This window comes from Pseudomonas sp. Pseusp49 (assembly GCF_059491875.1).
The window spans coordinates 1,787,036-1,808,779 of sequence record NZ_CP168514.1; the positions used below are offsets into that span (position 1 = coordinate 1,787,036).

Consider the following 21,744-nt stretch of genomic DNA (forward strand, 5'->3'; position numbering starts at 1 on the left):
TCTCTCTGAGAACAGCTGCAAGCTTCAAGCTGCAAGCTGCAAGAATTGGGTTAGGTGGTCAGCAGTCTACAACTTGAAGCTTGCAGCTTGAAGCTTGCAGCTTGAAACTTGCCGCTGCCTTCAAGCTACCTCACACAGGGCCGTCGGATCGATGGAAAGCGCCAGACGCTGACCATCGGGATGCAGGTCGGCCGCCGAGCGGTTCAGCACATCCACCACCAGTTCCACGCCCCGGGCTTCGACCCGGTAGCGGATTACGTTGCCCAACAGGCTGTGGCTGCGTACCTGCGCGTCCAGTTCACCGTTGAGGCTCAGTTCGATGGCTTCCGGGCGAATGGCGATGCGCTTGTTGATTGGTCGCTGCAGCAGCTTCGAGGCGCTGTCGGCGTCCAGCAGGTTGTAGTTGCCGATGAAACCGGCAGCGAACACATCCACCGGCGCAGTGTAGAGGGTTTCGGCGTCGCCGCTTTGTACGATTTTTCCCTGATTCATCAGGAAAATCCGGTCAGACATGGTCAGGGCTTCTTCCTGATCGTGTGTGACGAAAATCGTGGTCAGGCCCAGTTCGCGCTGGATCTGACGGATCTGTTCGCGCAGGTGCTTGCGAATGCGCGCATCCAGCGCCGACAGCGGTTCGTCAAGCAGCAACAGGCGTGGCCGGGTCACCAGCGAGCGGGCGAGGGCTACGCGCTGGCATTGGCCACCGGACAGCTGATGTGGGTAGCGTGCGGCGAAGTCCTGCAACTCCACCAGTTTCAGTACTTCGGCCACGCGTTTGTGGCTGTCATCGGCATTGACCTTCTGCATGCGCAGACCGAAGGCGACGTTTTGCTCCACGGTCATGTTGGGGAACAGCGCATAGCTCTGGAACACCATGCCTATCCCGCGCTTCTGCGGGCTCACCGGCACGATATCGGCACCATCGAGCAGGATTTTGCCGCCATCCACCGACGTCAGGCCGGCGATGCAGCGCAGCAGGGTGGATTTGCCACAACCGGAGGGGCCGAGCAGGGTGACGAACTCACCTTTCTGGATTTCGCAATTGATGTCGCTGAACACCGTGGTGCCGGCGAAGCTTTTCTGAAGATGTTGGACGCTGACATAGCTCATTCGCTTTTGTCCCTGTTCAAGATATTGGCAATCCAGGTCAGAACCAGCACAAAGAAGAAGTAGGAAATCACCAGCGCACTGGTGAAATGACCGCTGCTGTTGCGCATGTTGTTGAGGTAGACCTGCAGGGTTTCGTAGCGGGTGCCGACGAGGATGTTGGCGAACACGAACTCACCGAACAGGAACGAGAACGACAGCAGCAGCGCCACCATCAGGCCCTTGCGCAGGTTCGGCAGCACCACCAGGAGGGCGGCTTGCCAGGTGCTGGCGCCGAGCAACTGGGCGGCGTCCATCAGGTCGCGCAGGTTGATCGCTTGCAGGTTGTTGGTGATCGCCCGGTACATGAACGGCAGCGCCACGGTGAAGTAGCAACCGATCAGGATCCAGGGTGTGCCGACCATGGCGAACGGTCCGGAACCATAGAGCTGCAGCAGCCCCACCGATGACACCACCGGTGGCACGGCGAAGGGCAGCAGGATCAGGATGTTCATCAGCGCATCGAGTTTCGGGAAGTGGTAATGCACCACGAACAGCAACGGCAGGATCAGCACCACGGAAAGAACCAGTGAACCCACGCAGACCAGCAGCGATTGCCCGAACGCATGCAGGAAGCGCGGATCGCTCCACAGCTGGATGTACCACTTTAGGGTGAAACCGCTGGGCAGAATGGTTGCCGACCAACTGCTGGCGATCGAGTAGACCAGCGTGCCGGCCAGCGGCAACAGCAGGATGGCAAACAACAGGTAAACCACGACGCGGTGGTAGACACCGACGGGCCCCAGTTCAGCGCGAGACATGGTAGCTCCTCTTCAGCAGCAACTGATGCACGATGGTCACCAGGGTCATCAAGGCCACCAGTACCACGGCCAGGGCGCTGGCCAGGTTCGGGTCCAGGGAAATGTCACCGGACACCATGGCCGCAATGCGAATCGGCAGCACGTTGAAGTTGCCGGTGGTCAGGGCATACACCGTGGCGTAGGCCCCGAGGGCGTTGGCCAGCAGGATCACGAAGGTACCCAGCAGTGCGGGCGTCAACACCGGCAAACCGATGTGCCGCCAGTACTGCCAACCGTCGGCGCCGAGTAGCGCAGCGGACTCACGCCAGTCTTCGCGCAGCGCATCGAAGGCCGGGTACAGCAGCAGTACGCCCAGAGGAATCTGGAAGTAGGTGTAGAGAATGATCAACCCGGTTTTCGAGTACAGGTTGAAATCCTGAATGATGCCGGCCTGCTTGAGCATGATGGTGAAGCTGCCGTTGAAGCCGAGCAAAATGATGAACGCGAAGGCCAGGGGCACGCCGGCGAAGTTGCTGGTCATGTTGGCGAAGGCGTTGACGAAGTTGCGCAGTTTCGAATCGACCCGGCGCAGGGAGTAGGCGCCCAGTATCGCGATGATGATCCCGAACACGCTGGACCAGAAGCTGATCTCGAGGCTGTACTGGATCGCCTGCAGGTAAAACTTCGAACTGAAGATTTTGCTGAAGTTGGCCAGGCCCCAGCCGAATTCTTCCGATTGCAGGCTGTTGATCATCACCCAGGTCAGCGGTGCGATCTCGAACACGATGAAGAACAGTGCGAACGGGACCAGGCATAAGGCTGCCAGCCATTTACTGCGGGTCATGGCATTCACTTGAGCAGCTCCCGGCAGACCGGTTTGTCGTGGGGCGCGCCCAGCAACTCGCAGACGGTGCCGCAGATCTCGGTCTGTTTCGGCGCTGCACCGGCGTCGAAGCTGAACGCATCGCCGAGAACGAACAACGGCACCTCACGTTCTTCCGGCAGCAGGCCGTTGTGGGAGCGGTCGTTGTTCATGCCGTGGTCGGCGGTGACCAGCACCTGATAGCCAGCATCGAGCCAGCCTTGCAGGTAGTCGGCCAGTATGATGTCGGCCGAGCGGGCGCTGTTGCGGTACTGCGGGGTGTCGAGGCCGTGCTTGTGCCCGGCGTCGTCGATGTTCATCGGGTGGATCAGCAGGAAGTGCGGCGCATGGCGCAGGCGCAGGTTTTCGGCGTCGGCGAACAGGTGCGAATCGGGGTAGTGATCGTTCCAGTAGAAATGCCCATGCTGGATCGGCAGTTGCGGGTCGTCGGTGTGACGGTCCCGTGCCGCCACGAAGGGCGAACGGTTGTACAGTTCACTGACCCAGTGATAGGCCGCCGCGGCGGTGACAAGACCTGCGTCGGTGGCGTAGTGATAGATGCTGCGCTGGTTGGACAGGCGCGAAACGTTGTTGTGGACGATACCGCTGTCGATGGGCGCAACGCCGGTCAGGATGCATTCGTACAGCGGGCGGGACAGGGCCGGCAACTCGCACTCCAGCTTGTAGAGTGCTGCACGTCCTGCGCCGACGTACGCCTGCAGGTGCCCCATGGCGTGACGGGCGACCTCGTAGTTGAGGCCGTCGAGCACCACAAGGATGACGTTGTGCTTCATAGGGGCAAAAACTCCGCGTAACAGATATTCGAAGCTCACTCGATCCACTGTGGGAGCGGGCTTGCTCGCGAAAGCGGTGTGTCAGTCGACATCGATGCTGGATGTCCGTCCGCTTTCGCGAGCAAGCCCGCTCCCACATTTGGATCGCCATCAGATCCCGAAATGGGGATCTTCCCGGTTATTGCATATTGATGATGACTTCTTCCTGCCACTTCTGAGGAAGGGCCTTGGAGGTCTTTTCCCACGCATCCGCGTCTTTGATCGGCGTCACTTTCTTGTACTGCTCGTTAGGCAGCAGCTTGGCCTTCACGTCGGCCGGCAGTGTGATGTGCTCGGCACGGATCGGACGGGCGTTGCCCTTGGCCAGGTTGATCTGGCCGGCGTCGCTGAAGATGTATTCGCGGGTCAGCTTGGCGGCGTTCGGGTTTTTCGCGTACTTGTTGATGATGGTGGTGTAACCGGAAATCACCGAGCCGTCGGACGGGATCAGCACCACGTAGTCATCCGGGTTGGCCATCTTGGCCTTGTAGCTCAGGCCGTTGAAGTCCCAGACCACGCCGACTTCGATTTCGCCTTTTTCCATGGTGGCGATCGTCGGGTTGGACATCGACAGGCGACCTTGCTTGGCGATGTCGGCGAACAGCAGCAGGGCAGGCTGCAGGTTTTTCTCGTCGCCACCGTTGGCCAGTGCCGCGGCCAGTACGCCGTTTGCTGCCTGGGCCGCGGTGCTCACGTCACCGATGGACACCTTGTATTTGCCGCTCTTGAGGTCAGCCCATTTGGTCGGGGCTTCGGAGCCGTGCAGCAACTTCTTGTTGACGATGAAAGCGATGGTGCCGGTGTAGGCCAGTGCCCAGTTGCCGTCCTTGTCCTTGGCCCAGGCTGGCACCTGATCCCAGGTGGAAGGCTTGTAGGGCTGGACTACGCCCTGCTTGACCGCGATCGGGCCGAAGGCTGCACCGACGTCGCCGATGTCGGCGCTGGCGTTGTCTTTCTCCGCGGCGAACTTGGCGATCTCCTGGGCCGAACTCATGTCGGTGTCGATGTGCTTGAGGCCGTACTTGTCGCTCAGGTCTTTCCAGGTGCCGGCCCAGTTGGCCCAGTCATCGGGCATGCCGACGCTGTTGACGGCGCCTTCCGCTTTCGCAGCGGCTTCCAGGGTTTTCAAATCATCGGCCGCCATGGCGGCGGTGCACATTGCGATGGTCGAGCCTAACAGTGATGCCAGGAAAAGCTTTTTCATTCCGAAGCTCCTTGGGTCGTGTTCAACGCTGCGATTGCGGTTTGTGTTGGTCTAGGTCAGCAATACCTGAGCCAATTTAAGGGGGCTGGATGACACTTTGATGTCGCTCGTCGCCCTGGAGGACTTTTTGTTCAGCGGTATCGCGACTGGCCTGATAAGCGTAGACCATGGTCAAGACCTCGGCTGGCAAGGGACTTGGCCGATGAATTGCAGGTTTCGAGTTCGCAGAATGGCGACCGTTGGGCAGCTTTGTCACACCTCGGTCATCTACGCTGCCTACGCTTGCAGACTATTGAATGAGCCGGATTGCGCGGCGGTTCTGCCCTGAATTGGTGCTGGTCTAGTCCAGATAGGAAACGTTGATGCGTGAAGAGGCAACAAAGGCGGTAACAGCCATCGGCCAGGTGCTTCAGGAGCAGATCGACCATGGCCTGTTGGCCCCGGGCAGCAAATTGCCGGCAGAGCGCAAGCTCAGTGAATTGTTCGGCACCACGCGGATCACTTTGCGTGAGGCGTTGTTGCAGTTGGAGTCGCAGGGGCAAATCTACCGCGAGGAGCGTCGTGGCTGGTTCGTCTCGCCGCCACGTCTGGCGTACAACCTGATGCAGCGCAGCCACTTTCACGCGATGGTCAGTGCCCAGGGGCGGGTGCCGTCCACCGAGGTGATTTCGGCACGATTGCAACCGGCGTCGGCGGCCGTTTGTGCCTGGCTGCAATTGCCGGCGCTGTCGAGCGTGATCCAGATCTGCCGCTCTCGGCGGATCGACGGGCGGCTGGTGTTGTATGTGGAGCACTATCTGAACCCGCAGTACTTTCCGGGAATCCTCGATTTCGACTTGAATCAGTCGATCACCGAGTTGTATGCGCGGCATTACGACCTGCACTACGGACGAGTGCGCTTCGAGATTGTGCCCACAGCGTTGTCGGTGGATGCGGCGGCGGCGTTGAAGGTATCCGCGGGTAGCCCGGGCCTACGGATTGCCCGGGTCAACTATGACCAGCATGAACGCCTGATCGACTGCGACCTGGAGTTCTGGCGACATGATGCGATTCATGTCGGCGTTGACGTGGTTTGACTTTGTAGGAGCTGCCGCAGGCTGCGATCTTTTGATTTTTAAAAGATCGCAGCCTGCGGCAGCTCCTACAAGGGTTGTTCCGGGGAGCCGGTGGCGGCGGTGACCTGAATGCTCATCCGCGGTGTCGCCAAGTCCAGTCCGGCTTCATCCATATGCCGCTTGAGTGACAGGTTGAACGCCCGCGAAACCTCCCACTGCTTGATCGGCGCGGTCTTGAACCGGGCGCGCAGGATTGCGTTGCCCGACTCGAAACTTTCCACCCCCTGGAACTCCAGCGGCGACCAGATATTGCGCCGTTGCAACGGATCGGTGCGCATTTTCTGGCCGACTTCGCGCATCAGTTTGATGGCGTTGTCGATGTCCATGTTGGCCGGCACCGCGACCCGGAAGATCGCGTAGCCGAATTCCCGGGAGTAGTTCTTGATGCTTTTGATTTCACTGAACGGAATGGTGTGGACGATGCCGTCGATGTCCCGCAGGCGCACGGTGCGGATGGTCAGGCCTTCGACCGTGCCGAGGTGGCCGCCGACATCCACGTAGTCGTCGATGGCCAGTGAGTCTTCGATGATGATGAACAGCCCGGTAATCAGGTCGGCTACCAGCGATTGCGCACCAAAGCCGATGGCCAGGCCGATCACACCGGCACCGGCCAGCAGCGGCGTGACGTTCATGCCCATGTTCGCCAGGGCAACGATCAGCGCGACAATGAAAATGGCCACGAACAGCACGTTGCGAATCAGCGGCATCATTGTCTGCGCGCGGGCATTGGCCAGGCCTTTGCGCGAGCGGGTCAGCGCGTGGTGCACGGCGGTGTCGCTGAGAATCCAGATCAGCCAGGCGAACAGCAGCGTGCCGGCGAGGCTGAACAGCTTGACGCTGACTTCGTGGCCGTCGCCTTCGGTAAAGCGGATCAAGGACATGCCCCAGACCCGCAGGCCGAGTTCGATAAAGGCCAGCCACACCAACAGGTGGAGGATTGTGTAGAAGAAGTTTTTCAGCCGTTCCGAATACACGGCGTAACGCCGGATGCCGCGCTGGGGCTTGAGGGCGTGGCGGCGTACCAGGCCGTTGATGACCATGCACAACACCAGCAGCACGGTGCAGATCAGCGACTGGCGCAGGGCAGTGCTGGTGTCGCCGGCGGAAATGAACGTCGCGAACAGGGAAATGGCCACCAGCACCAGCGCCGGCACGTACCAGAAGGTGCCGAGAATCGACAGGGTGTCGTTGAGGGCGCGGCGGGTCAGGCGTCGGGACAGCGGCTGGTTGCGGATCAGGTGGGCGATCGGGCGGCGGAAACGCAAGATGAACCGGGCGGTGGACAAGGCTGCCAGGACGTTGGCAATCGTGGCTGCCGTATGGGCCAGATGACTGCCGAGGCTGTCGACCAGTTTTGGGTCGCTCAGCGCTTCGCCAAATGCGGCGAAGCTGCCGATCAGCCACAGCGGTCGAAACGCCTGGTGCCGCAGAATGTACAAGGCGCGGTGGCGGTGTGGGCCGTCGAGCAGGGAAAAGGCAATCACGCAGATGGCCGAGAAGCAGGTGCCGACGACCAACGCATAGGCCAGCACCATCGCCAGGCTTTTGCCCAGGGACGAGGGCAGGGCATAGCTCATGTAGATCGTGATCACCAGGGCGATCAGCCATGGCCCGAGCTTGCGCAAGGCAAAGCGCAACATGTCCAGGGCACGGGGGTGCTGCGGCAGTTCTTCAGTCAGGCCGAAACGCATGCGCACGCGGTGGCTGATCCAGATCAGCGCGGCGGCCAGCAGGCTCCAGACCATCAGGATCATGGCGAACGCAAAGAGCATCGGCAGCCATTCATTGGCCGGCAGCGCCAGGGCCATCAATTCTTCCTGGGCCTGCTCGAACTCGCTGGACCAGCGCGTGAGCGGACTGTCGTCGCCGGAAAATTTCTTTTCGATCGTGGCCAGGGTTCCGCCAATCAGGCCCAGTACACCTTCTTCGGTAGTCGGCTGGGCCTGTTTGGTGGTGTCACGCAGCCTTTTCAGATCGGCCAGCAGCTTGGTGCGTTGCTGATCGTTTTCCAGTGACTTGATCACTTCGTCCAGGGACTGCCCCAGCGGTTCCTGCGCTTCGGGCTGCGCCTTGGCCTGGCCGCCGAGCAGGCTTGGCAGGCCGGCCGCCTGGGCAGGTGCCACGGGCAGCAGCAACAGGCAGGCAAGGAAAAAATACGGAAGGGCAAAAAGACGAGCGAACACTAGGCGGTCAACCTCGCAAGGAGCGGATCGACCGAGTGTACGAGCCCGTCAAAATCAATGCGAGCCAAGGGCGATGAATTATTCGTTGAGTTTGGCGAGGATCTTGATCACCACGGTGGCGAGGATGGTCAGCATGCCGATCCACATGGCGAACACACCGGCATTTTTGTCGCGAAAGTTGAAACCAACGGCTAGCAGGAGCATCCCGGCAAGAATCGGGATCAGCATGGCGTGAAAGGTGGACATAGAAATCATGGAGACAGCCTTGTCAAAGGGATACTTGAAGTCTAGGCCGCTTTTGAAGCGACCGAATTGATGTGGGTGTGTAGGAGCTGCCGCAGGCTGCGATCTTTTGATCTTGTTTTTAAAAAAGCAAAATCAAAAGATCGCAGCCTGCGGCAGCTCCTACAGGGGTTACGGCAACTCGCGGCAGGCGTAGAACGCGCTCAGTACCTTGACCAGGTGCGCCAGGTCGTGGCTGCCGCACAGTTCGCGGATCGAGTGCATGGCGAACGTCGGCAGGCCGATGTCCACGGTGCGCACGCCCAGGTGGCTGGCGGTGATCGGGCCGATGGTCGAACCGCAGCCCATGTCGCTGCGCACCACGAAGCTTTGCACCGGCACTTCTTCAGCCATGCACAGATGACGGAAGAACCCGGCGGTTTCGCTGTTGGTGGCGTAGCGCTGGTTGCTGTTGACCTTGATCACCGGGCCGGCGTTGAGTTTCGGGCCGTGGTTGGCATCGTGCTTGTCGGCGTAGTTCGGATGCACGCCGTGGGCGTTGTCAGCCGAAACCAGCAGGGATTTCTGAATGGTGCGTACGAATTCATCACCTTCAGGCAGCAGGCGACGCAGGGTTTGCTCAAGCATCGGGCCATCGGCACCGCAAGCCGAGCAGGAACCGACTTCTTCGTGGTCGTTGCAGACCAGCACGCAGGTTTCGTCGGTGTCGGCCGTCAGCAACGCTTGCAGGCCGGCGTAGCACGACAGCAGGTTGTCCAGGCGCGCGCCGGCGATGAAGTCGCCATGCAGGCCAATGACTGCAGCGCTTTGGGTGTCGTAGAAACTCAGCTCGTAATCGAGCACCACATCGGCATTCAGGCCGTGTTCGCGGGCGAGCTGGTCGGTGAGTACCGCGCGGAAGTCCACCCGCTCGTCACCGGCGAATTGCGCAAGGATCGGCGGCAGTTCGGTCTGGGCGTTGATGGCCCAGCCCATGTTGGCTTCGCGGTTGAGGTGAATCGCCAGGTTCGGAATGATCGCGACCGGGGCCTTGAAGTCGATCAACTGGCTCTCGACCTTGCCGTCACGCCGGAAGGTCACGCGGCCGGCCAGGGACAGGTCGCGGTCGAACCACGGTGCCAGCAGTGCGCCGCCATAGACTTCGACACCCAGTTGCCAGAAGCCCTGGCGCTGCAGCTCCGGTTGCGGTTTGACGCGCAGGCACGGGCTGTCGGTGTGGGCGCCGACCAGGCGAATGCCGCCGTGCAGCGGCGAATGGCGGCCCATTTTGATCGCGACGATCGAAGAGTCATTGCGGGTGACGTAGTAGCGACCGTTGGCTTCGGTATTCCATGGCTCGCGCTCGTCGAGGCGTTGATAGCCCGCCGCTTCCAGGCGTTGAACAAGGCTGGCGGTGGCATGGAACGGGGTAGGGGAGGCCTTGAGGAAATCGATCAGGCCTTGGTTCAACTCTTCGCGCATAAAGTAGCTCCAGACAGCAGTGGCGCCAGTTTAACGTATTGGCTTGGTAAATGGCGTCGCACTGAATGGCGGGGATGGCCACGGAAATCGAATCTGGAGGAGATCCCCTGTGGGAGCGGGCTTGCTCGCGAAGGCGTAGTGTCAGACAACATCAATAGTGACTGTTACACCGCTTTCGCGAGCAAGCCCGCTCCCACATTTTTAAAACGGTGCCGGGCACTCGAAGCGCAGGCGCTCGCCGGTCTGGGGATGGGTGAAGGTCAGCATGCTCGCGTGCAGGCACAAGCGCGGCCAGGCCACCAGCGCCTGTTCGTGGGCATAGAGCCCGTCACCCAGCAGCGGATGACCGATCGAAAGCATGTGTACGCGCAACTGGTGGGAGCGGCCGGTAATTGGTGTCAGCTCAACGCGGCACCAGTCGCCGCAACGCTCCAGCACGCGCCAGAAGGTCAGCGCATGTTTGCCAAATTCATGGTCGACCACATGCCGCGGCTTGGTCGGCGGGTCGTAGCGCAAGGGCAGGTCGATGCTGCCGCTGTCCAGTTCCGGCTGACCCCAGCACAGGGCGGTGTAGGCCTTTTCGGTTTCGCGGTCGTGAAATTGCCGGGACAGCTCGCGATGGGTATCCGGGTCGCGGGCCAGCAGGATGATGCCGGACGTTTCCCAGTCCAGCCGATGGACGATTCGCGCTTCCGGGTAGCCGTTTTCCTGCAGGCGGGTAATCAGGCAGTCCTTGTTGTCATCGGCCCGGCCAGGGACGGAGAGCAACAGGGTCGGTTTGTTCACCACCAGTACGGCAGCGTCCTGATGGATGATGTGGATGTTGGACAACGGCATTAAAACAGCCTCGTAACAAACGCCAACGGCGGCTCAGGCCTCTCGTTCCCCGTAGGAGCTGCCGCAGGCTGCGATCTTTTGATTTTGCATTTCAAAAACAAGATCAAAAGATCGCAGCCTGCGGCAGCTCCTACAAAGGCCCGAGGGGCCTGAGCCGCCGTGGCTCCTGGCGGATCGACTCAGCGATCAGGCAGGGTGATGTTGAGTTCCAGAATCGAGCAGCTGCCCTGGCTTTCCAGTGCGACATGCACGTCATCGGACCCGATATTGACGTACTTGCGGATCACCTCGACCAGTTCCTTCTGCAAGGCCGGCAGGTAGTCCGGGGTGCTGCGTTGGCCGCGTTCGTGCGCCACGATGATCTGTAGACGCTCTTTCGCTACCGACGCGGTGCTTTGCTTTTTGTTGGCACGAAAGAAGTCAAAAAGGTTCATTGCTTAGTTGCCTCCAAACAGGCGCTCGAAGAATCCCTTCTTCTGTACATCAAGGAATCGATGATCCACGGTCTTGCCCAGCAGGCGGTCAACGGTATCGCTGTAGGCCTGGCCGGCATCGCTCTGGTCGTCGAGAATCACCGGAACGCCCTGGTTGGATGCCTTGAGCACCGCCTGGGATTCAGGGATCACGCCGAGCAGGGTCACCGAAAGGATTTCCTTGACGTCTTCTACGCCGAGCATTTCGCCTTTGCTCACACGCTCCGGGTGATAACGGGTAATCAGCAGGTGTTCCTTGATCGGGTCTTCGCCGCGTTCTGCACGACGGGACTTGCTGGCCAGCAGGCCGAGCATGCGGTCGGAGTCACGTACCGAGGAAACTTCCGGGTTGGTCACGACGATCGCTTCATCGGCGAAGTACATGGCCAGGTGGGCGCCTTTCTCGATGCCCGCCGGGGAATCGCAGACCACGAACTCAAAGTCTTCCTTGAGTTGCATCAGGACTTTTTCCACGCCTTCGACGGTCAGCGCGTCTTTGTCGCGGGTCTGGCTGGCGGCCAGTACGTAGAGGTTTTCCAGGCGCTTGTCTTTGATCAGGGCCTGTTGCAGGTTGGCTTCGCCGTTGACCACGTTGACGAAGTCATACACCACGCGGCGCTCGCAACCCATGATCAGGTCGAGGTTACGCAAGCCCACGTCGAAGTCGACGATAACTGTTTTGTGGCCGCGCAGAGCGAGGCCGGTACCGATAGCGGCGCTGGTGGTGGTCTTACCCACACCACCCTTGCCGGATGTAACCACGAGAATCTTGGCCAAGGTGTTTCACCCCTAAGGAAAAAGGACTTTTCAGCCCCTGAAAAACATCTCCTGAAAAACTACTGCAGTCGGACAGCCTTGGCTGGAATCGGGTTTTAAGCGGCGTTTACCCCCGGTAAACACTGCTTTCGGCCTTTTCCTACTTCGTTTGAGCCGTTTTCGCTACGTTTTAGAGATGCTTGGAAAATGCGGCAGTATCCGTTAAAGCCGAATGATGTTCAACACGTCGCCGGACAGGCTGACCTGCACACCCGAACCCCACAGAGGGTCGCGGCGCAGATCTTCGGAAACCTTGTAATGTCCGGCAATGGAAATCAGTTCAGCACTCATTTGCTGACAGAAAATCCGTGCCTTGGTGTCGCCCTTGACGCCGGCCAACACACGACCACGCATCGGGCCGTATACATGGATGTTGCCATCGGCGAGAAGTTCCGCCCCCGGGCTGACCGAGGAGATCACCACCAGATCGCTGCCCTGGGCATAAATCTGCTGGCCACCGCGTACGGGCGAGGTGATGATTTTTGTCGGCTTGATGGACGGTTCAGGCGGTTTTTCCGGTTTTTTCTTCGGTTCGCCTTCGGTCAGGTCCAGTGGACGCTCGCGAGCACCGGACGGTGGCAGCACCGGCAAGTCGACTGCGATGGCGGCGGCAATGTCTTCGATGCGGCTGGCGCGGATCGCCAGGGTGCGCAGGCCATGCTGGCGGCACACGCGCATCAGGCCGGGCAGATCGACGGCGCCTTCGTTGGCCGGGAGTTTGTCCAGGGCCAGTACCAGCGGCGCGTTGCTGAAGAAGTTGGGCGCCTGGGCGACCTTGGCGGCCAGTTGCCGATCAAGGCTTTCCAGGTCGTTACGGGCCAGTTCCAGCACCGTAATGGCCAGCATGCTGCCCTTCAACTGGAACACGGGATCTTGGTCTAGCGGTTCGGTTTGGCTCATGGTCGGCATACAACGACTTGTCACTAAAAGTGCCGAGACTTATAACGAGAACGCCCGCAGGCCGCAAGCCGGGTCGAACGATGTAGAATGCGCGGCCATTGTCATTCCGGAAGCATTAATGGACCGCCCGCGTTTTCGAAAAGCATTTCTATCTCCACGTTTCTGGCCGCTGTGGTGTGGCCTGGGGCTGTTGTGGCTGATCGTCCAGCTGCCGTATCCGGCCCTGCTGTGGATCGGTCGCGTCCTGGGTTCATTGATGTATCGCGTGGCCGGCGACAGACGGCGCATTGCCAAGCGCAATCTGGAACTGTGTTTTCCGGAAAAAACCGCCGCCGAACGCAAGCGCCTGCTCAAGGAAAACTTCGCCTCCACCGGTATCGCATTTTTTGAAATGGCGATGAGCTGGTGGTGGTCGCGCAAGCGCCTGGCGAGTCTCGCTCACGTTGAAGGGCTGGAGTATCTGCAGCAGGCCCAGCGCGAAGGCAAGGGCGTGATCCTGATGGCGCTGCACTTCACCACGCTGGAAATCGGCGCGGCGTTGCTCGGTCAGCAGCACACCATCGACGGCATGTACCGCGAGCACAAGAATCCGCTGTTCGACTACATCCAGCGCCAGGGCCGCGAGCGGCACAACCTCGATTCGCTGGCGATAGAGCGTGAAGACGTGCGCGGCATGCTCAAATTGCTGCGCTCGGGCCGCGCGATCTGGTATGCACCGGATCAGGACTACGGCGCCAAGCAAAGCATCTTCGTGCCGCTGTTCGGCATTCAGGCGGCGACCGTCACCGCCACGAGCAAGTTTGCTCGGCTGGGCAAAGCACTGGTGGTGCCGTTCACCCAGGAGCGTCTGGCGGACGGCAGCGGTTATCGCCTGGTGATCCATGCGCCGCTCGAAGGCTTCCCCGGAGAAACCGAGGAAGAAGACTGCATTCGCATCAACCAATGGATCGAAGGCGTCCTGCGCCAATATCCCGAGCAATACCTGTGGGCCCACCGCCGCTTCAAGAGCCGTCCACCGGGCGAGCCGAAGCTGTACCCCAAACGCCGTTGAACCCCGCCCCCCTGTAGGAGCGAGCCTGCTCGCGATGGTGGTCAACGATTACGCGGGGCACCTGACACCCCATCAAGCACCATGGAGAGTTGTGCATGAGTCCAGCTGAACCGGTTACAGGGTTGATTCTTTCCGGCGGCGGGGCTCGGGCGGCTTATCAGGTCGGGGTGCTGGCGGCGATTGCCGAATTGCTGCCGCCGGGGGCGAGCAATCCGTTTCCGGTGATTGTCGGCACCTCGGCGGGTGCGATCAACGCCGTCAGCCTCGCCAGCGGGGCAATGGACTTTCGTCATGCCATCCAGCGCCTGACGGCCTTCTGGCAGGGCTTTCGCAGCCCTCTGGTATTGCGCAGCGACTGGCCTGGGGTCATTCGCCAGGCCAGTCGCTTTGTCAGCCACAGTTTGCTCGGCATCGGTGCCCAGGTTCCGGTGGCACTGCTCAACAGTTCGCCGCTGCGGGATCTGCTCAACGACAAGCTGCATATGGACGGCATCGCCGAAGCGATCGCACAGAAGCAATTGCATGCGGTGGCGGTCACGGCGTTCGGCTATGAGTCCGGCCAGGCCGTCACCTTCTATCAGGGCGGCGGCAAGATCGATGCCTGGTTGCGTCATCGACGCATTGGCGTTCCCACCCAACTGTCGGTTGAACACTTGCTCGCCAGTTCGGCGATTCCGCTGCTGTTCGCCCCGGTGAAAATCGGCGAAGAGTATTTCGGTGATGGCGCAGTGCGTCAGTCGGCACCGATCAGCCCGGCGCTGCATCTGGGCGCCAGTCGGGTGCTGGTAGTGGGCGTCAGCGGCAACCCCCGCGGTATCGACCCGCAACAACCCTTGCAGCGCAGCTACACCGGTCAGCAGCCGACACTGGCGCAGATCGGCGGGCACATGCTCAACAGTACGTTCATTGACAGCCTGGAAAGTGACATCGAGCTGTTGCAGCGCCTGAACCAGTTCAGTCACCTGATGCCTGACGGCACACCGACCCGCGCATTGGGCGTGGCGCAGGTGGACGTGCTGGTGATTTCACCGAGCCAGCCGATCGACGAGATTGCCGCGCGACATCGTCAGGAATTGCCTCCAGCATTACGCTTGTTTTTACGCGGGCCGGGCGCGACCAAGACCAGCGGGGCAGGGGTGCTGAGCTATCTGTTGTTCGAGGCGGGGTACTGCAGCGAGTTGATCGAACTGGGGCGGCGAGATGCGTTGGCCAAGCGTGGAGAGTTGAGCCGCTTTCTCGGGCTCTCGGTGGCTGAGGCCGTTTGAACTGTCAGATCTGACAGTAGCTGTACTCAAGCTTTTCCATCAGATTGAAGCCCTCCGGCAGAGGGTTCCAAGATGGCGGCTGCACAATGGATTGATGCTCACACACCGAGCCTGTCGGTGGTGGATTCGCGCGGTTTGGCTGTGCGAACTGTCGCCTATTGCCGTCATCCGCGGAACCCGTCCATTGAGACTCGCATCACCCGCAATCACTTTGACGCTGCCGGACGGCTGGTGGCTTCCTGGGACCCGCGATTGTGGGGCACGGCGCCAAAACCGAACTTCGTCACGACGCACAACCTGAAAAATCAGCCTCTGCTGGTGGACAGCGTCGATGCCGGTTGGCAACTGAGTTTGCTGGATCAGGCTGGTATGGCGCGTTCGTTCTGGGACGGTCGCGGAAGCCAGCGGCACACTGGGTACGACGAGCTTCTGCGTCCGACGACCGTGACTGAGCAGATGAAGGATGAGATGTCACGCGTCTCCGAGCGTTTTGCTTACGGCGGTGTGGGAGAAGAGTCTGCTGTTTATAACCAATGTGGCCAACTGATTCGCCATGACCATCCTGCTGGCCGGCACAGCCTTTGCGAATATGGCGTGGGTGGTTGGCTTCTGGCGGAAGAAACCCGCTTCACGCTCGATCTGGCCCCGCCGGATTGGTCGGCCGAATCCGCCGATGCGCGCCTGGAGGACGAGGTTTTCAGGACGGTTCAACAGCATGGGCCTTCAGGGGAAATGCTCTGCCAGACGGACGCCAGGGAAAACCTGCGTACCTTCGCTTACAACCTGTCTGGCGAGTTGCTGGAAATCCGACTGAGGTTGGCTGGCGCTTCTGGCCCTCCTCAGGTGCTGGTGGGTGACATCCGATATGACGCCCTTGGCAAGGTTGAAAGTGAGCTTGCGGCAAATGGCGTCCTGACTGCAGCCCGGTACGCGGCTGAAGATGGGCGGTTGGCCGGATTGCTCTCTTGCGATGTCCGGGCCGCGCCGCTTCAGCACCTCGAATATGCCTACGATCCGGTCGGCAATATCTCAAGTGTCGAAGACAAGGTGGCGCTGACGCGTTACTTCAATCATCAGCGGATCGACCCGATCAATCGCTATCGCTATGACAGCCTGTATCAACTGGTTGAAGCCACTGGCCGGGAAGTCAGCCAGCCCTGTCATCGTCCTGCATTACCTGCCTGGCAAACCACACCGCTGGACCCTAACCAGCTGCGCAATTACATCCAATCCTTCAACTACGACGCTGCCGGAAATTTGCAGACTCGTCACCATAGCGGTGCGCAAACGTTTGAGATGTTTACCTCGACCGCCAGCAATCGCAGCGTTGCGGAGGAAGGCAATCTGGCGGATGGCTTTGATGCCAATGGCAATCAGCGGGAACTGTTGCGCGGCCAGGCAATGAGTTGGGACATTCGCAATCAATTGAGTCGTGTGACGATGGTGCGGCGTGAGGATGGGCCCGACGATACCGAGTGTTATTTCTACGACAGTCCAGGGCATCGACTGAGAAAAGTCCGACTCACCGAGACGGCTCGTCGCACACTGCGTGCTGAAATTCGTTACTTGCCGGGGCTGGAAATCCATCGGGATACGGCTACTGGCGAAGAGCGGCATGTGCTCGGTGTCGAGGCGGGGCTTGGCCGTGTAAGGGCCTTGCACTGGGTTGAGAAATTGCCCAAGGGCGTACGCAATGATCAACTGCGTTTTTGCCTGAGTGACCATCTGAGCTCGTGCACGCTGGAACTGGATGAGTTGGGTGCGCTGCTGAGTCGGGAGGTCTATTACCTGTTTGGCGGGACGGCGGTGTGGGCGGGGGCAAGCGAGACCGAAGCTGAGTACAAGACAATTCGTTACTCGGGTAAAGAGCGGGATGCGACCGGGCTTTATTGTTATGGGTTTCGGTATTACGCACCGTGGTTGCAGCGGTGGGTGAGTGCGGATCCTGCGGGGGATGTTAATGGTACTAATCTGTTCATGTTGCTATTTAATAATCCAATTAATTTTGTAGATTCGAAGGGTAAAAATGCGGTGCCTGCCATAGCGCATTTTTATTGGGATGGTGGTGACGTTCCAAACTGGTTCTTGCGTAATGTATTGATGTTCAAGAATCTCAATCCTGAACACAAAGTTTCTGTTTGGACAAGCAAGGTCTCACGGGTTTTGGATACGGTTGCTGAGATGGTAGATGGCATGGATCCAGCTGAGCGTGAGCTTGCCTTCAGAGAAGGAGGGGCGTTAAATATCTCAAGTCCATCTATAGTGTTTGACGCGTTGGCTGAAGTATATCCCGACGCCAAGAAAATAGAGTCTTTATTTTATCGTGAGAGTAGCGGGCCTCATAAGAATTTCGCAGCAGCGAGTGATATTTTTAGATTGGCAGCAACCTACGTGTATGGCGGTATTTACATGGACGGTGATGTAGCGGTTGCCGGAGCTGTGGGTGAGTTAAATGCTGTTCATGGATTCATGGCGCATATCAGAGGTGATGAAACCTCTAATGCCGTGATTGCAGCAGTGCCTCAGTCTTCCCTTGGAGGAAAGTTGTTGGATCGAGTCGTTTACTCATATTCTGATGAGTTTGCTGCACGTTTTGGGCGAAGAAACTTTGGATGGGATAAAAAAAGAAGTACACCAGGCACTGGGCTTTACAGTCGCCTTCGGTTGACGATGTACATGACTGGGCCTGAGATGATGATAAGTAATCTGCACCTTCCAAGCGATGGTGAAGTGCTCAGGGAGAAAGAATATTCAGTTCCCACACAGTTGTTTTTTGGAAGCAAGCATCCACGCTCAATCAATGGGGTCGAAGATCGCGATATGCATAGCATATTTTTTGGTGGGTATCGTCGCAATATCGATAGTAGCGGTGGTTGGTCGAATGTCCGACCAAGCCGCAGAGCATCGGTTGCATAAATATTTCAGAAAGATATTAAGGAAGATTTTTAGGCCTCAGCACCTTCAATCGAGGAGGTGCTGAGTGGTTCGGTACTGTGTTTTAGAAGTGAACCTTGACCAGGAAACTGGTCACGCTCTGATCCGTCTTGAAGCCCTGGCTGTCTTCAATCCCGTACTTGTTTTTCCAGTAGTCATACTCGACACCGACGTACAACTGCTTGGCACCCAGGTTCAGCGCCTTGCCCAGGTCGTATTTGACCTGTGGGTTGAAGTGCAGGTTGGCGTGGTATTCGCCTTTGCTGTTGACGTCGTTGTCGACGACCCAGTCCATGAAACCGTCGATCAGCACGTCCGATTCACCCACCGGGATGGTGTAGGACCAGACCGGCGAGACCTGCCAGATGTTGTCGCCCGGGCGGTCGCCTTCGGTGTGACGGTTGTAGAAGTTCAACTGGAAGTAGTCGAAGCCCGGAATGGCCAGGTCGAAACCCGGACCGATCAGGTACGACTCGGTGTCGTCTTCACCGAACTCGTAGGTCATGGCCAGCAGGACGTCCTTGATCGGGCCTAACTCGAACTTCTGGTCGAAGATCTTGTTGAACGACAGGCGCGGGCTGAGCTCGCCATAGTGGGTGTTCTTGCCCGCAAAGGCGTCTTCCTTGCCGTTGTAGAAGATCTTGTCGATGAAGAAGAAGTTGTCGCCGTACTTCCAGCCATCGGCGTGTTCGAAGGTCACCGTCTGCTGGATGCGCGGGTTGACCTGGAAGTCCTTGCCATACAGGTAGGTCAGGCTGTTGGTCTGCCACTGCAGCAAATCGCCGGCCATGGCCTGGCCCCCGGCCAGCATCGACCCCGCCAGCATCAGGCTAGTGCACGTACGTTTCATTCGGTTGCTCCCAAAAAGTAGGTGGTTCCACGTTATTTTTTTAAGGTCGGCGCTCTGGTGTGGCGCCTGTTTCCGTAGCGGTAAAAAATCATCCAATCGGTCAGCTTTGGTGCTGTTAGCAAGAGCTGAGCCAAGGCTTTCAAAAAGCAAAAAAACTCCCGCTCGACGGCTCAAGAGCAGTCGATTGAGAGGGGTTTTGGGGTGCCTTGGTGCCTGCCAGCGCCGGGATAAGTTGGCCTGCTGGTCAGGTTTTACATCCGGGCTTTTTTTTAAACCGGATTCGGGCGGCCGCGGAGAATACTGACTCCTCGGCCAGGTCTCAAGTGCTCCGCAACGGCGCACCGACGACAGGTTTGGCGCACGGTTGCGGGGCAACATCAGAAATGCACCTTCACCAGCAGGCTGGTGGTGTTTTCATTGGTGTCGAATTTGCCGCTGTTTTCGATGCCGTACTTGTCTTTCCAGTAGCTGTATTCGGCGCCGACGTACACCTGTTTCTCCCGCCAGCCCAGGGCTTTGCCCAGGTCGTACTTGATCTGCGGGTTGAAGTGCAGGTTGGCGTGATAGGTGCCATGGGCGTTCTGGTCGTTATCCACGACCCAGTCCATGTAGCCGTCGATCAACAGGTTCGAGTTGCCCAATGGCAGGGTGAAGGACCAGGCCGGCGTGATCTGCCAGACATCGTCGCCGGGACGCGAGCCTTCGGTCTGGCGGTAGTAGAAGTTCAGGGTGAAAAAATTGAAGCCCGGTACCGCGAGGTCGAATCCGGGGCCGATCAGGTAGGCCTCGGTGTCGTCTTCGCCGTTCTCGTAGGTCATGGCCAGCAGCACGTCCTTGATCGGGCCGAATTCGAAGCGACGGTCGAGGATCTTGCCCAGGGAGAGGCGCGGGCTGAACTCGCCGTAGTAGGCGTGGACGCCTTTGTTCCGGTCTTTCTCGCCGTTGTAGTAGGTGCTGTCGATGAACATGAAGTTGTCGCCGTATTTCCAGCGATCGGCGTGTTCGAAGGTTATCGTCTGCTGGATCGACGGGTTGACCACGAAGTCCTTGCCGTACAGATAGCTCAGGCTGTTGGTCTGCCACAGCAGTAAATCGCCGGCCATGGCCTGACTCGCAGCCAGCAGGCCAGCACCCAACAGCAGGTTGGTTTGTGTCCGAATCATCTGTTGCTCCCTCTTGTTTTTATTTTTCTGTGGCGAGGGGGCTTGCCCCCGTTGGGGCGCGAAGCGGCCCCCGATGTCCTTTCAGGCAGATCGAATTGATTGAATTTACGACTGCTTCGCAGCCGAACGGGGGCAAGCCCCCTCGCCACAAAAGCTTTTCAAAGGGCTATCAATGGGGGTGTGCATGGCAGTCGTTGATGGACGCGCGTTCGGCGCCACCGAGGATGTTGAACAGCAGGTTCAGCGTCAGCGCGCTGAGGGTGGCCATGGCGATGCCGCTGTGGGTGATCGGGCTCATCCAAACGGGCAGGTGGGCGAAAAACTCCGGGCGCACCACCGGGATCAGGCCCATGCCGATGCTCACCGCCACCAGCAACTGGTTGCGACGGTCACCGATGTCGGCTTCCTGGAGAATCTTGATCCCGGTGGCGGCGACCATGCCGAACATCGCAATCGCTGCGCCGCCCAGAACGGCCGGCGGGATCGAGGCCACCAGGAACGCGGCCTTGGGGAGCAGGCTCAGGACGATCAGCAAACCGCCGGCGACGATGGTCACGGAGCGGCAGCGCACACCGGTCATCTGCACCAGGCCGATGTTCTGGGCAAAGGAGGAGTGGGTGAACGTGTTGAAGAACCCGGCGAAGAACGAGGCGCCGGCATCGCACAGCAAGCCGCGCCGCAGCATCCGTGGGCAGACCTCCTGGCCGGTGATCTTGCCCAGCGCAAGAAACATCCCGGTGGACTCGACGAAAATGATCACCACCACCAGGCACATCGACAGGATCGGTGCGAGTTCGAATTTCGGCATGCCGAAGTGCAGCGGGGTGACGAATTGCAGCCATGGCGCCTGCGCCATGCCGCTGAGGTCGACCATGCCGAGCAGGCCGCAGAGCACGTAGCCCAGGCACATGCCGATCAGCACGGAAATATTGACCCAGAAGCCGCGCATGAAACGGTGGACCAACAGGATGGTGCCCAGCACCAGGGCGGCGATGGTCAGGTAGATCGGCGAGCCGAATTGAGCGGCGCTGGCACCGCCGCCGGCCCAGTTCACGGCCACGGGGAACAGCGACAAACCGATCGAGGTGATGACCGTGCCGGTCACCAGAGGGGGGAAGAAGCGCACGACCTTGGACATGAACGGCGCGATGAGCATGCCGAAGAATCCGGCGGCGATGGTCGCGCCGAAGATCCCTTGCAGGCCGATACCGGGCATGCCGGCCATGGCGACCATGCTGCCGACGGCGGCGAAACTGGCCCCCATCATCACCGGCATGCGAATGCCCATGGGGCCGATGCCGAGGGACTGGACGATGGTGGCAATGCCGGCCACCAGCAGGTCGGCGTTGATCAGAAAGGCGATTTCTTCACGACTCAGGCCAGCGGCCTGTCCGATGATCAGCGGCACCGCGATGGCGCCACCGTACATCAGCAGAACATGTTGCAAACCGACCAGGATCAGTTGCAAGAGGGGCAAACGCTGAATGGCGGGTGCGTCGGGGATGCGCGCTGCGGATAGCTCGGACATGCAACACCTCGGATCTTTTTTATTCTTGTGATTTTGTGCGTCAGGCAAACCTGTGGGAGCGGGCTTGCTCGCGAAGAGGCCATAACATTCAACTTCGTTGTTGACTGACCTGACGCTTTCGCGGGCAAGCCCGCTCCCAC

At 59.5% G+C, this 21,744-nt stretch carries 19 protein-coding genes; 4 read left to right on the forward strand and 15 right to left on the reverse strand.

Annotated elements, in window-relative coordinates:
- Positions 1–120: 120 nt before the first annotated feature.
- The 5 genes from ACEN83_RS07970 to ACEN83_RS07990 all read right to left on the reverse strand — a co-directional run bounded on the left by ACEN83_RS07970 (position 121) and on the right by ACEN83_RS07990 (position 4,785).
- Positions 121–1,110, reverse strand: a complete 990-nt coding sequence (locus ACEN83_RS07970; protein WP_007974966.1) for an ABC transporter ATP-binding protein — start codon at positions 1,108–1,110, stop codon at positions 121–123.
- Positions 1,107–1,907: an ABC transporter permease gene (locus ACEN83_RS07975; protein ID WP_495579941.1), complete on the reverse strand. Its 801-nt coding sequence runs from the start codon at positions 1,905–1,907 to the stop codon at positions 1,107–1,109. The genes ACEN83_RS07970 and ACEN83_RS07975 overlap by 4 nt, the downstream gene beginning before the upstream one ends.
- Positions 1,894–2,730, reverse strand: a complete 837-nt coding sequence (locus tag ACEN83_RS07980; RefSeq protein ID WP_165824810.1) for an ABC transporter permease — start codon at positions 2,728–2,730, stop codon at positions 1,894–1,896. Before ACEN83_RS07980 ends, ACEN83_RS07975 begins: the two co-directional genes overlap by 14 nt.
- A gap of 5 nt (positions 2,731–2,735) precedes the next feature.
- Positions 2,736–3,542 carry an alkaline phosphatase family protein gene (locus ACEN83_RS07985; protein ID WP_495579942.1) on the reverse strand — a complete coding sequence of 269 codons (807 nt, stop codon included), beginning with the start codon at positions 3,540–3,542 and terminating at the stop codon, positions 2,736–2,738.
- A 178-nt stretch (positions 3,543–3,720) separates the two neighbouring features.
- Positions 3,721–4,785, reverse strand: coding sequence for an ABC transporter substrate-binding protein (locus ACEN83_RS07990; protein ID WP_007974957.1), 1,065 nt, complete (start codon positions 4,783–4,785; stop codon positions 3,721–3,723).
- Between the two features lie 362 nt (positions 4,786–5,147).
- Between ACEN83_RS07990 and phnR the strand changes: the two genes are divergently transcribed.
- Positions 5,148–5,861 carry a phosphonate utilization transcriptional regulator PhnR gene (gene phnR / locus ACEN83_RS07995; RefSeq protein WP_007974952.1) on the forward strand — a complete coding sequence of 238 codons (714 nt, stop codon included), beginning with the start codon at positions 5,148–5,150 and terminating at the stop codon, positions 5,859–5,861.
- Positions 5,862–5,926: 65 nt separating this feature from the next.
- Here phnR and ACEN83_RS08000 read toward each other — a convergent pair whose 3' ends face one another.
- The 7 genes from ACEN83_RS08000 to minC all read right to left on the reverse strand — a co-directional run bounded on the left by ACEN83_RS08000 (position 5,927) and on the right by minC (position 12,813).
- The gene (locus ACEN83_RS08000; RefSeq protein ID WP_495579943.1) at positions 5,927–8,083 is read right to left on the reverse strand and encodes a mechanosensitive ion channel domain-containing protein; all 2,157 of its coding nucleotides are present in this window, start codon (positions 8,081–8,083) and stop codon (positions 5,927–5,929) included.
- Positions 8,084–8,161: 78 nt separating this feature from the next.
- Positions 8,162–8,338 carry a hypothetical protein gene (locus ACEN83_RS08005; protein ID WP_008048365.1) on the reverse strand — a complete coding sequence of 59 codons (177 nt, stop codon included), beginning with the start codon at positions 8,336–8,338 and terminating at the stop codon, positions 8,162–8,164.
- Positions 8,339–8,497: 159 nt separating this feature from the next.
- Positions 8,498–9,787 carry a M18 family aminopeptidase gene (locus ACEN83_RS08010; RefSeq protein ID WP_007974949.1) on the reverse strand — a complete coding sequence of 430 codons (1,290 nt, stop codon included), beginning with the start codon at positions 9,785–9,787 and terminating at the stop codon, positions 8,498–8,500.
- A gap of 201 nt (positions 9,788–9,988) precedes the next feature.
- On the reverse strand, positions 9,989–10,624 hold the full coding sequence (locus ACEN83_RS08015) for an RluA family pseudouridine synthase (protein WP_495579944.1): 636 nt from the start codon (positions 10,622–10,624) through the stop codon (positions 9,989–9,991).
- 179 nt (positions 10,625–10,803) lie between these two features.
- Positions 10,804–11,058 (reverse strand): cell division topological specificity factor MinE, encoded by a 255-nt coding sequence (minE, locus tag ACEN83_RS08020; RefSeq protein ID WP_007974947.1) that lies wholly within the window; start codon positions 11,056–11,058, stop codon positions 10,804–10,806.
- A 3-nt stretch (positions 11,059–11,061) separates the two neighbouring features.
- Entirely contained in the window at positions 11,062–11,874 is an 813-nt protein-coding gene (gene minD / locus ACEN83_RS08025) for a septum site-determining protein MinD (protein WP_007974946.1), read from the reverse strand.
- A gap of 201 nt (positions 11,875–12,075) precedes the next feature.
- Positions 12,076–12,813 (reverse strand): septum site-determining protein MinC, encoded by a 738-nt coding sequence (gene minC, locus ACEN83_RS08030; RefSeq protein ID WP_421140937.1) that lies wholly within the window; start codon positions 12,811–12,813, stop codon positions 12,076–12,078.
- 118 nt (positions 12,814–12,931) lie between these two features.
- Here minC and ACEN83_RS08035 point away from each other — a divergent pair, with 118 nt between their 5' ends.
- From ACEN83_RS08035 to ACEN83_RS08045, 3 genes are all read left to right on the forward strand, one after another.
- Entirely contained in the window at positions 12,932–13,864 is a 933-nt protein-coding gene (locus tag ACEN83_RS08035) for a lipid A biosynthesis lauroyl acyltransferase (RefSeq protein WP_495579945.1), read from the forward strand.
- A 95-nt stretch (positions 13,865–13,959) separates the two neighbouring features.
- Positions 13,960–15,129: a patatin-like phospholipase family protein gene (locus tag ACEN83_RS08040; RefSeq protein WP_495579946.1), complete on the forward strand. Its 1,170-nt coding sequence runs from the start codon at positions 13,960–13,962 to the stop codon at positions 15,127–15,129.
- A 72-nt stretch (positions 15,130–15,201) separates the two neighbouring features.
- Positions 15,202–18,045: an RHS repeat-associated core domain-containing protein gene (locus ACEN83_RS08045; protein ID WP_495579947.1), complete on the forward strand. Its 2,844-nt coding sequence runs from the start codon at positions 15,202–15,204 to the stop codon at positions 18,043–18,045.
- 82 nt (positions 18,046–18,127) lie between these two features.
- Here the strand turns inward: ACEN83_RS08045 and ACEN83_RS08050 are convergent, their stop codons facing one another.
- The 3 genes from ACEN83_RS08050 to ACEN83_RS08060 all read right to left on the reverse strand — a co-directional run bounded on the left by ACEN83_RS08050 (position 18,128) and on the right by ACEN83_RS08060 (position 21,604).
- The gene (locus ACEN83_RS08050; protein WP_116582365.1) at positions 18,128–18,913 is read right to left on the reverse strand and encodes an outer membrane protein OmpK; all 786 of its coding nucleotides are present in this window, start codon (positions 18,911–18,913) and stop codon (positions 18,128–18,130) included.
- A 377-nt stretch (positions 18,914–19,290) separates the two neighbouring features.
- Positions 19,291–20,076 (reverse strand): outer membrane protein OmpK, encoded by a 786-nt coding sequence (locus ACEN83_RS08055; protein ID WP_102699325.1) that lies wholly within the window; start codon positions 20,074–20,076, stop codon positions 19,291–19,293.
- A 169-nt stretch (positions 20,077–20,245) separates the two neighbouring features.
- On the reverse strand, positions 20,246–21,604 hold the full coding sequence (locus tag ACEN83_RS08060) for a nucleobase:cation symporter-2 family protein (RefSeq protein WP_495579948.1): 1,359 nt from the start codon (positions 21,602–21,604) through the stop codon (positions 20,246–20,248).
- Positions 21,605–21,744 lie beyond the last annotated feature (140 nt).

What these genes read in the sequence shown, in the direction of transcription:
- ACEN83_RS07970 (WP_007974966.1), bottom strand. Translation starts at nt 1,110, where the DNA reads ATGAGCTATGTCAGCGTCCAACATCTTCAGAAAAGCTTCGCCGGCACC.
- ACEN83_RS07975 (WP_495579941.1), bottom strand. Translation starts at nt 1,907, where the DNA reads ATGTCTCGCGCTGAACTGGGGCCCGTCGGTGTCTACCACCGCGTCGTG.
- ACEN83_RS07980 (WP_165824810.1), bottom strand. Translation starts at nt 2,730, where the DNA reads ATGACCCGCAGTAAATGGCTGGCAGCCTTATGCCTGGTCCCGTTCGCA.
- ACEN83_RS07985 (WP_495579942.1), bottom strand. Translation starts at nt 3,542, where the DNA reads ATGAAGCACAACGTCATCCTTGTGGTGCTCGACGGCCTCAACTACGAG.
- ACEN83_RS07990 (WP_007974957.1), bottom strand. Translation starts at nt 4,785, where the DNA reads ATGAAAAAGCTTTTCCTGGCATCACTGTTAGGCTCGACCATCGCAATG.
- phnR (WP_007974952.1), top strand. Translation starts at nt 5,148, where the DNA reads ATGCGTGAAGAGGCAACAAAGGCGGTAACAGCCATCGGCCAGGTGCTT.
- ACEN83_RS08005 (WP_008048365.1), bottom strand. Translation starts at nt 8,338, where the DNA reads ATGATTTCTATGTCCACCTTTCACGCCATGCTGATCCCGATTCTTGCC.
- ACEN83_RS08010 (WP_007974949.1), bottom strand. Translation starts at nt 9,787, where the DNA reads ATGCGCGAAGAGTTGAACCAAGGCCTGATCGATTTCCTCAAGGCCTCC.
- ACEN83_RS08015 (WP_495579944.1), bottom strand. Translation starts at nt 10,624, where the DNA reads ATGCCGTTGTCCAACATCCACATCATCCATCAGGACGCTGCCGTACTG.
- minE (WP_007974947.1), bottom strand. Translation starts at nt 11,058, where the DNA reads ATGAACCTTTTTGACTTCTTTCGTGCCAACAAAAAGCAAAGCACCGCG.
- minC (WP_421140937.1), bottom strand. Translation starts at nt 12,813, where the DNA reads ATGAGCCAAACCGAACCGCTAGACCAAGATCCCGTGTTCCAGTTGAAG.
- ACEN83_RS08035 (WP_495579945.1), top strand. Translation starts at nt 12,932, where the DNA reads ATGGACCGCCCGCGTTTTCGAAAAGCATTTCTATCTCCACGTTTCTGG.
- ACEN83_RS08040 (WP_495579946.1), top strand. Translation starts at nt 13,960, where the DNA reads ATGAGTCCAGCTGAACCGGTTACAGGGTTGATTCTTTCCGGCGGCGGG.
- ACEN83_RS08045 (WP_495579947.1), top strand. Translation starts at nt 15,202, where the DNA reads ATGGCGGCTGCACAATGGATTGATGCTCACACACCGAGCCTGTCGGTG.
- ACEN83_RS08050 (WP_116582365.1), bottom strand. Translation starts at nt 18,913, where the DNA reads ATGAAACGTACGTGCACTAGCCTGATGCTGGCGGGGTCGATGCTGGCC.
- ACEN83_RS08055 (WP_102699325.1), bottom strand. Translation starts at nt 20,076, where the DNA reads ATGATTCGGACACAAACCAACCTGCTGTTGGGTGCTGGCCTGCTGGCT.
- ACEN83_RS08060 (WP_495579948.1), bottom strand. Translation starts at nt 21,604, where the DNA reads ATGTCCGAGCTATCCGCAGCGCGCATCCCCGACGCACCCGCCATTCAG.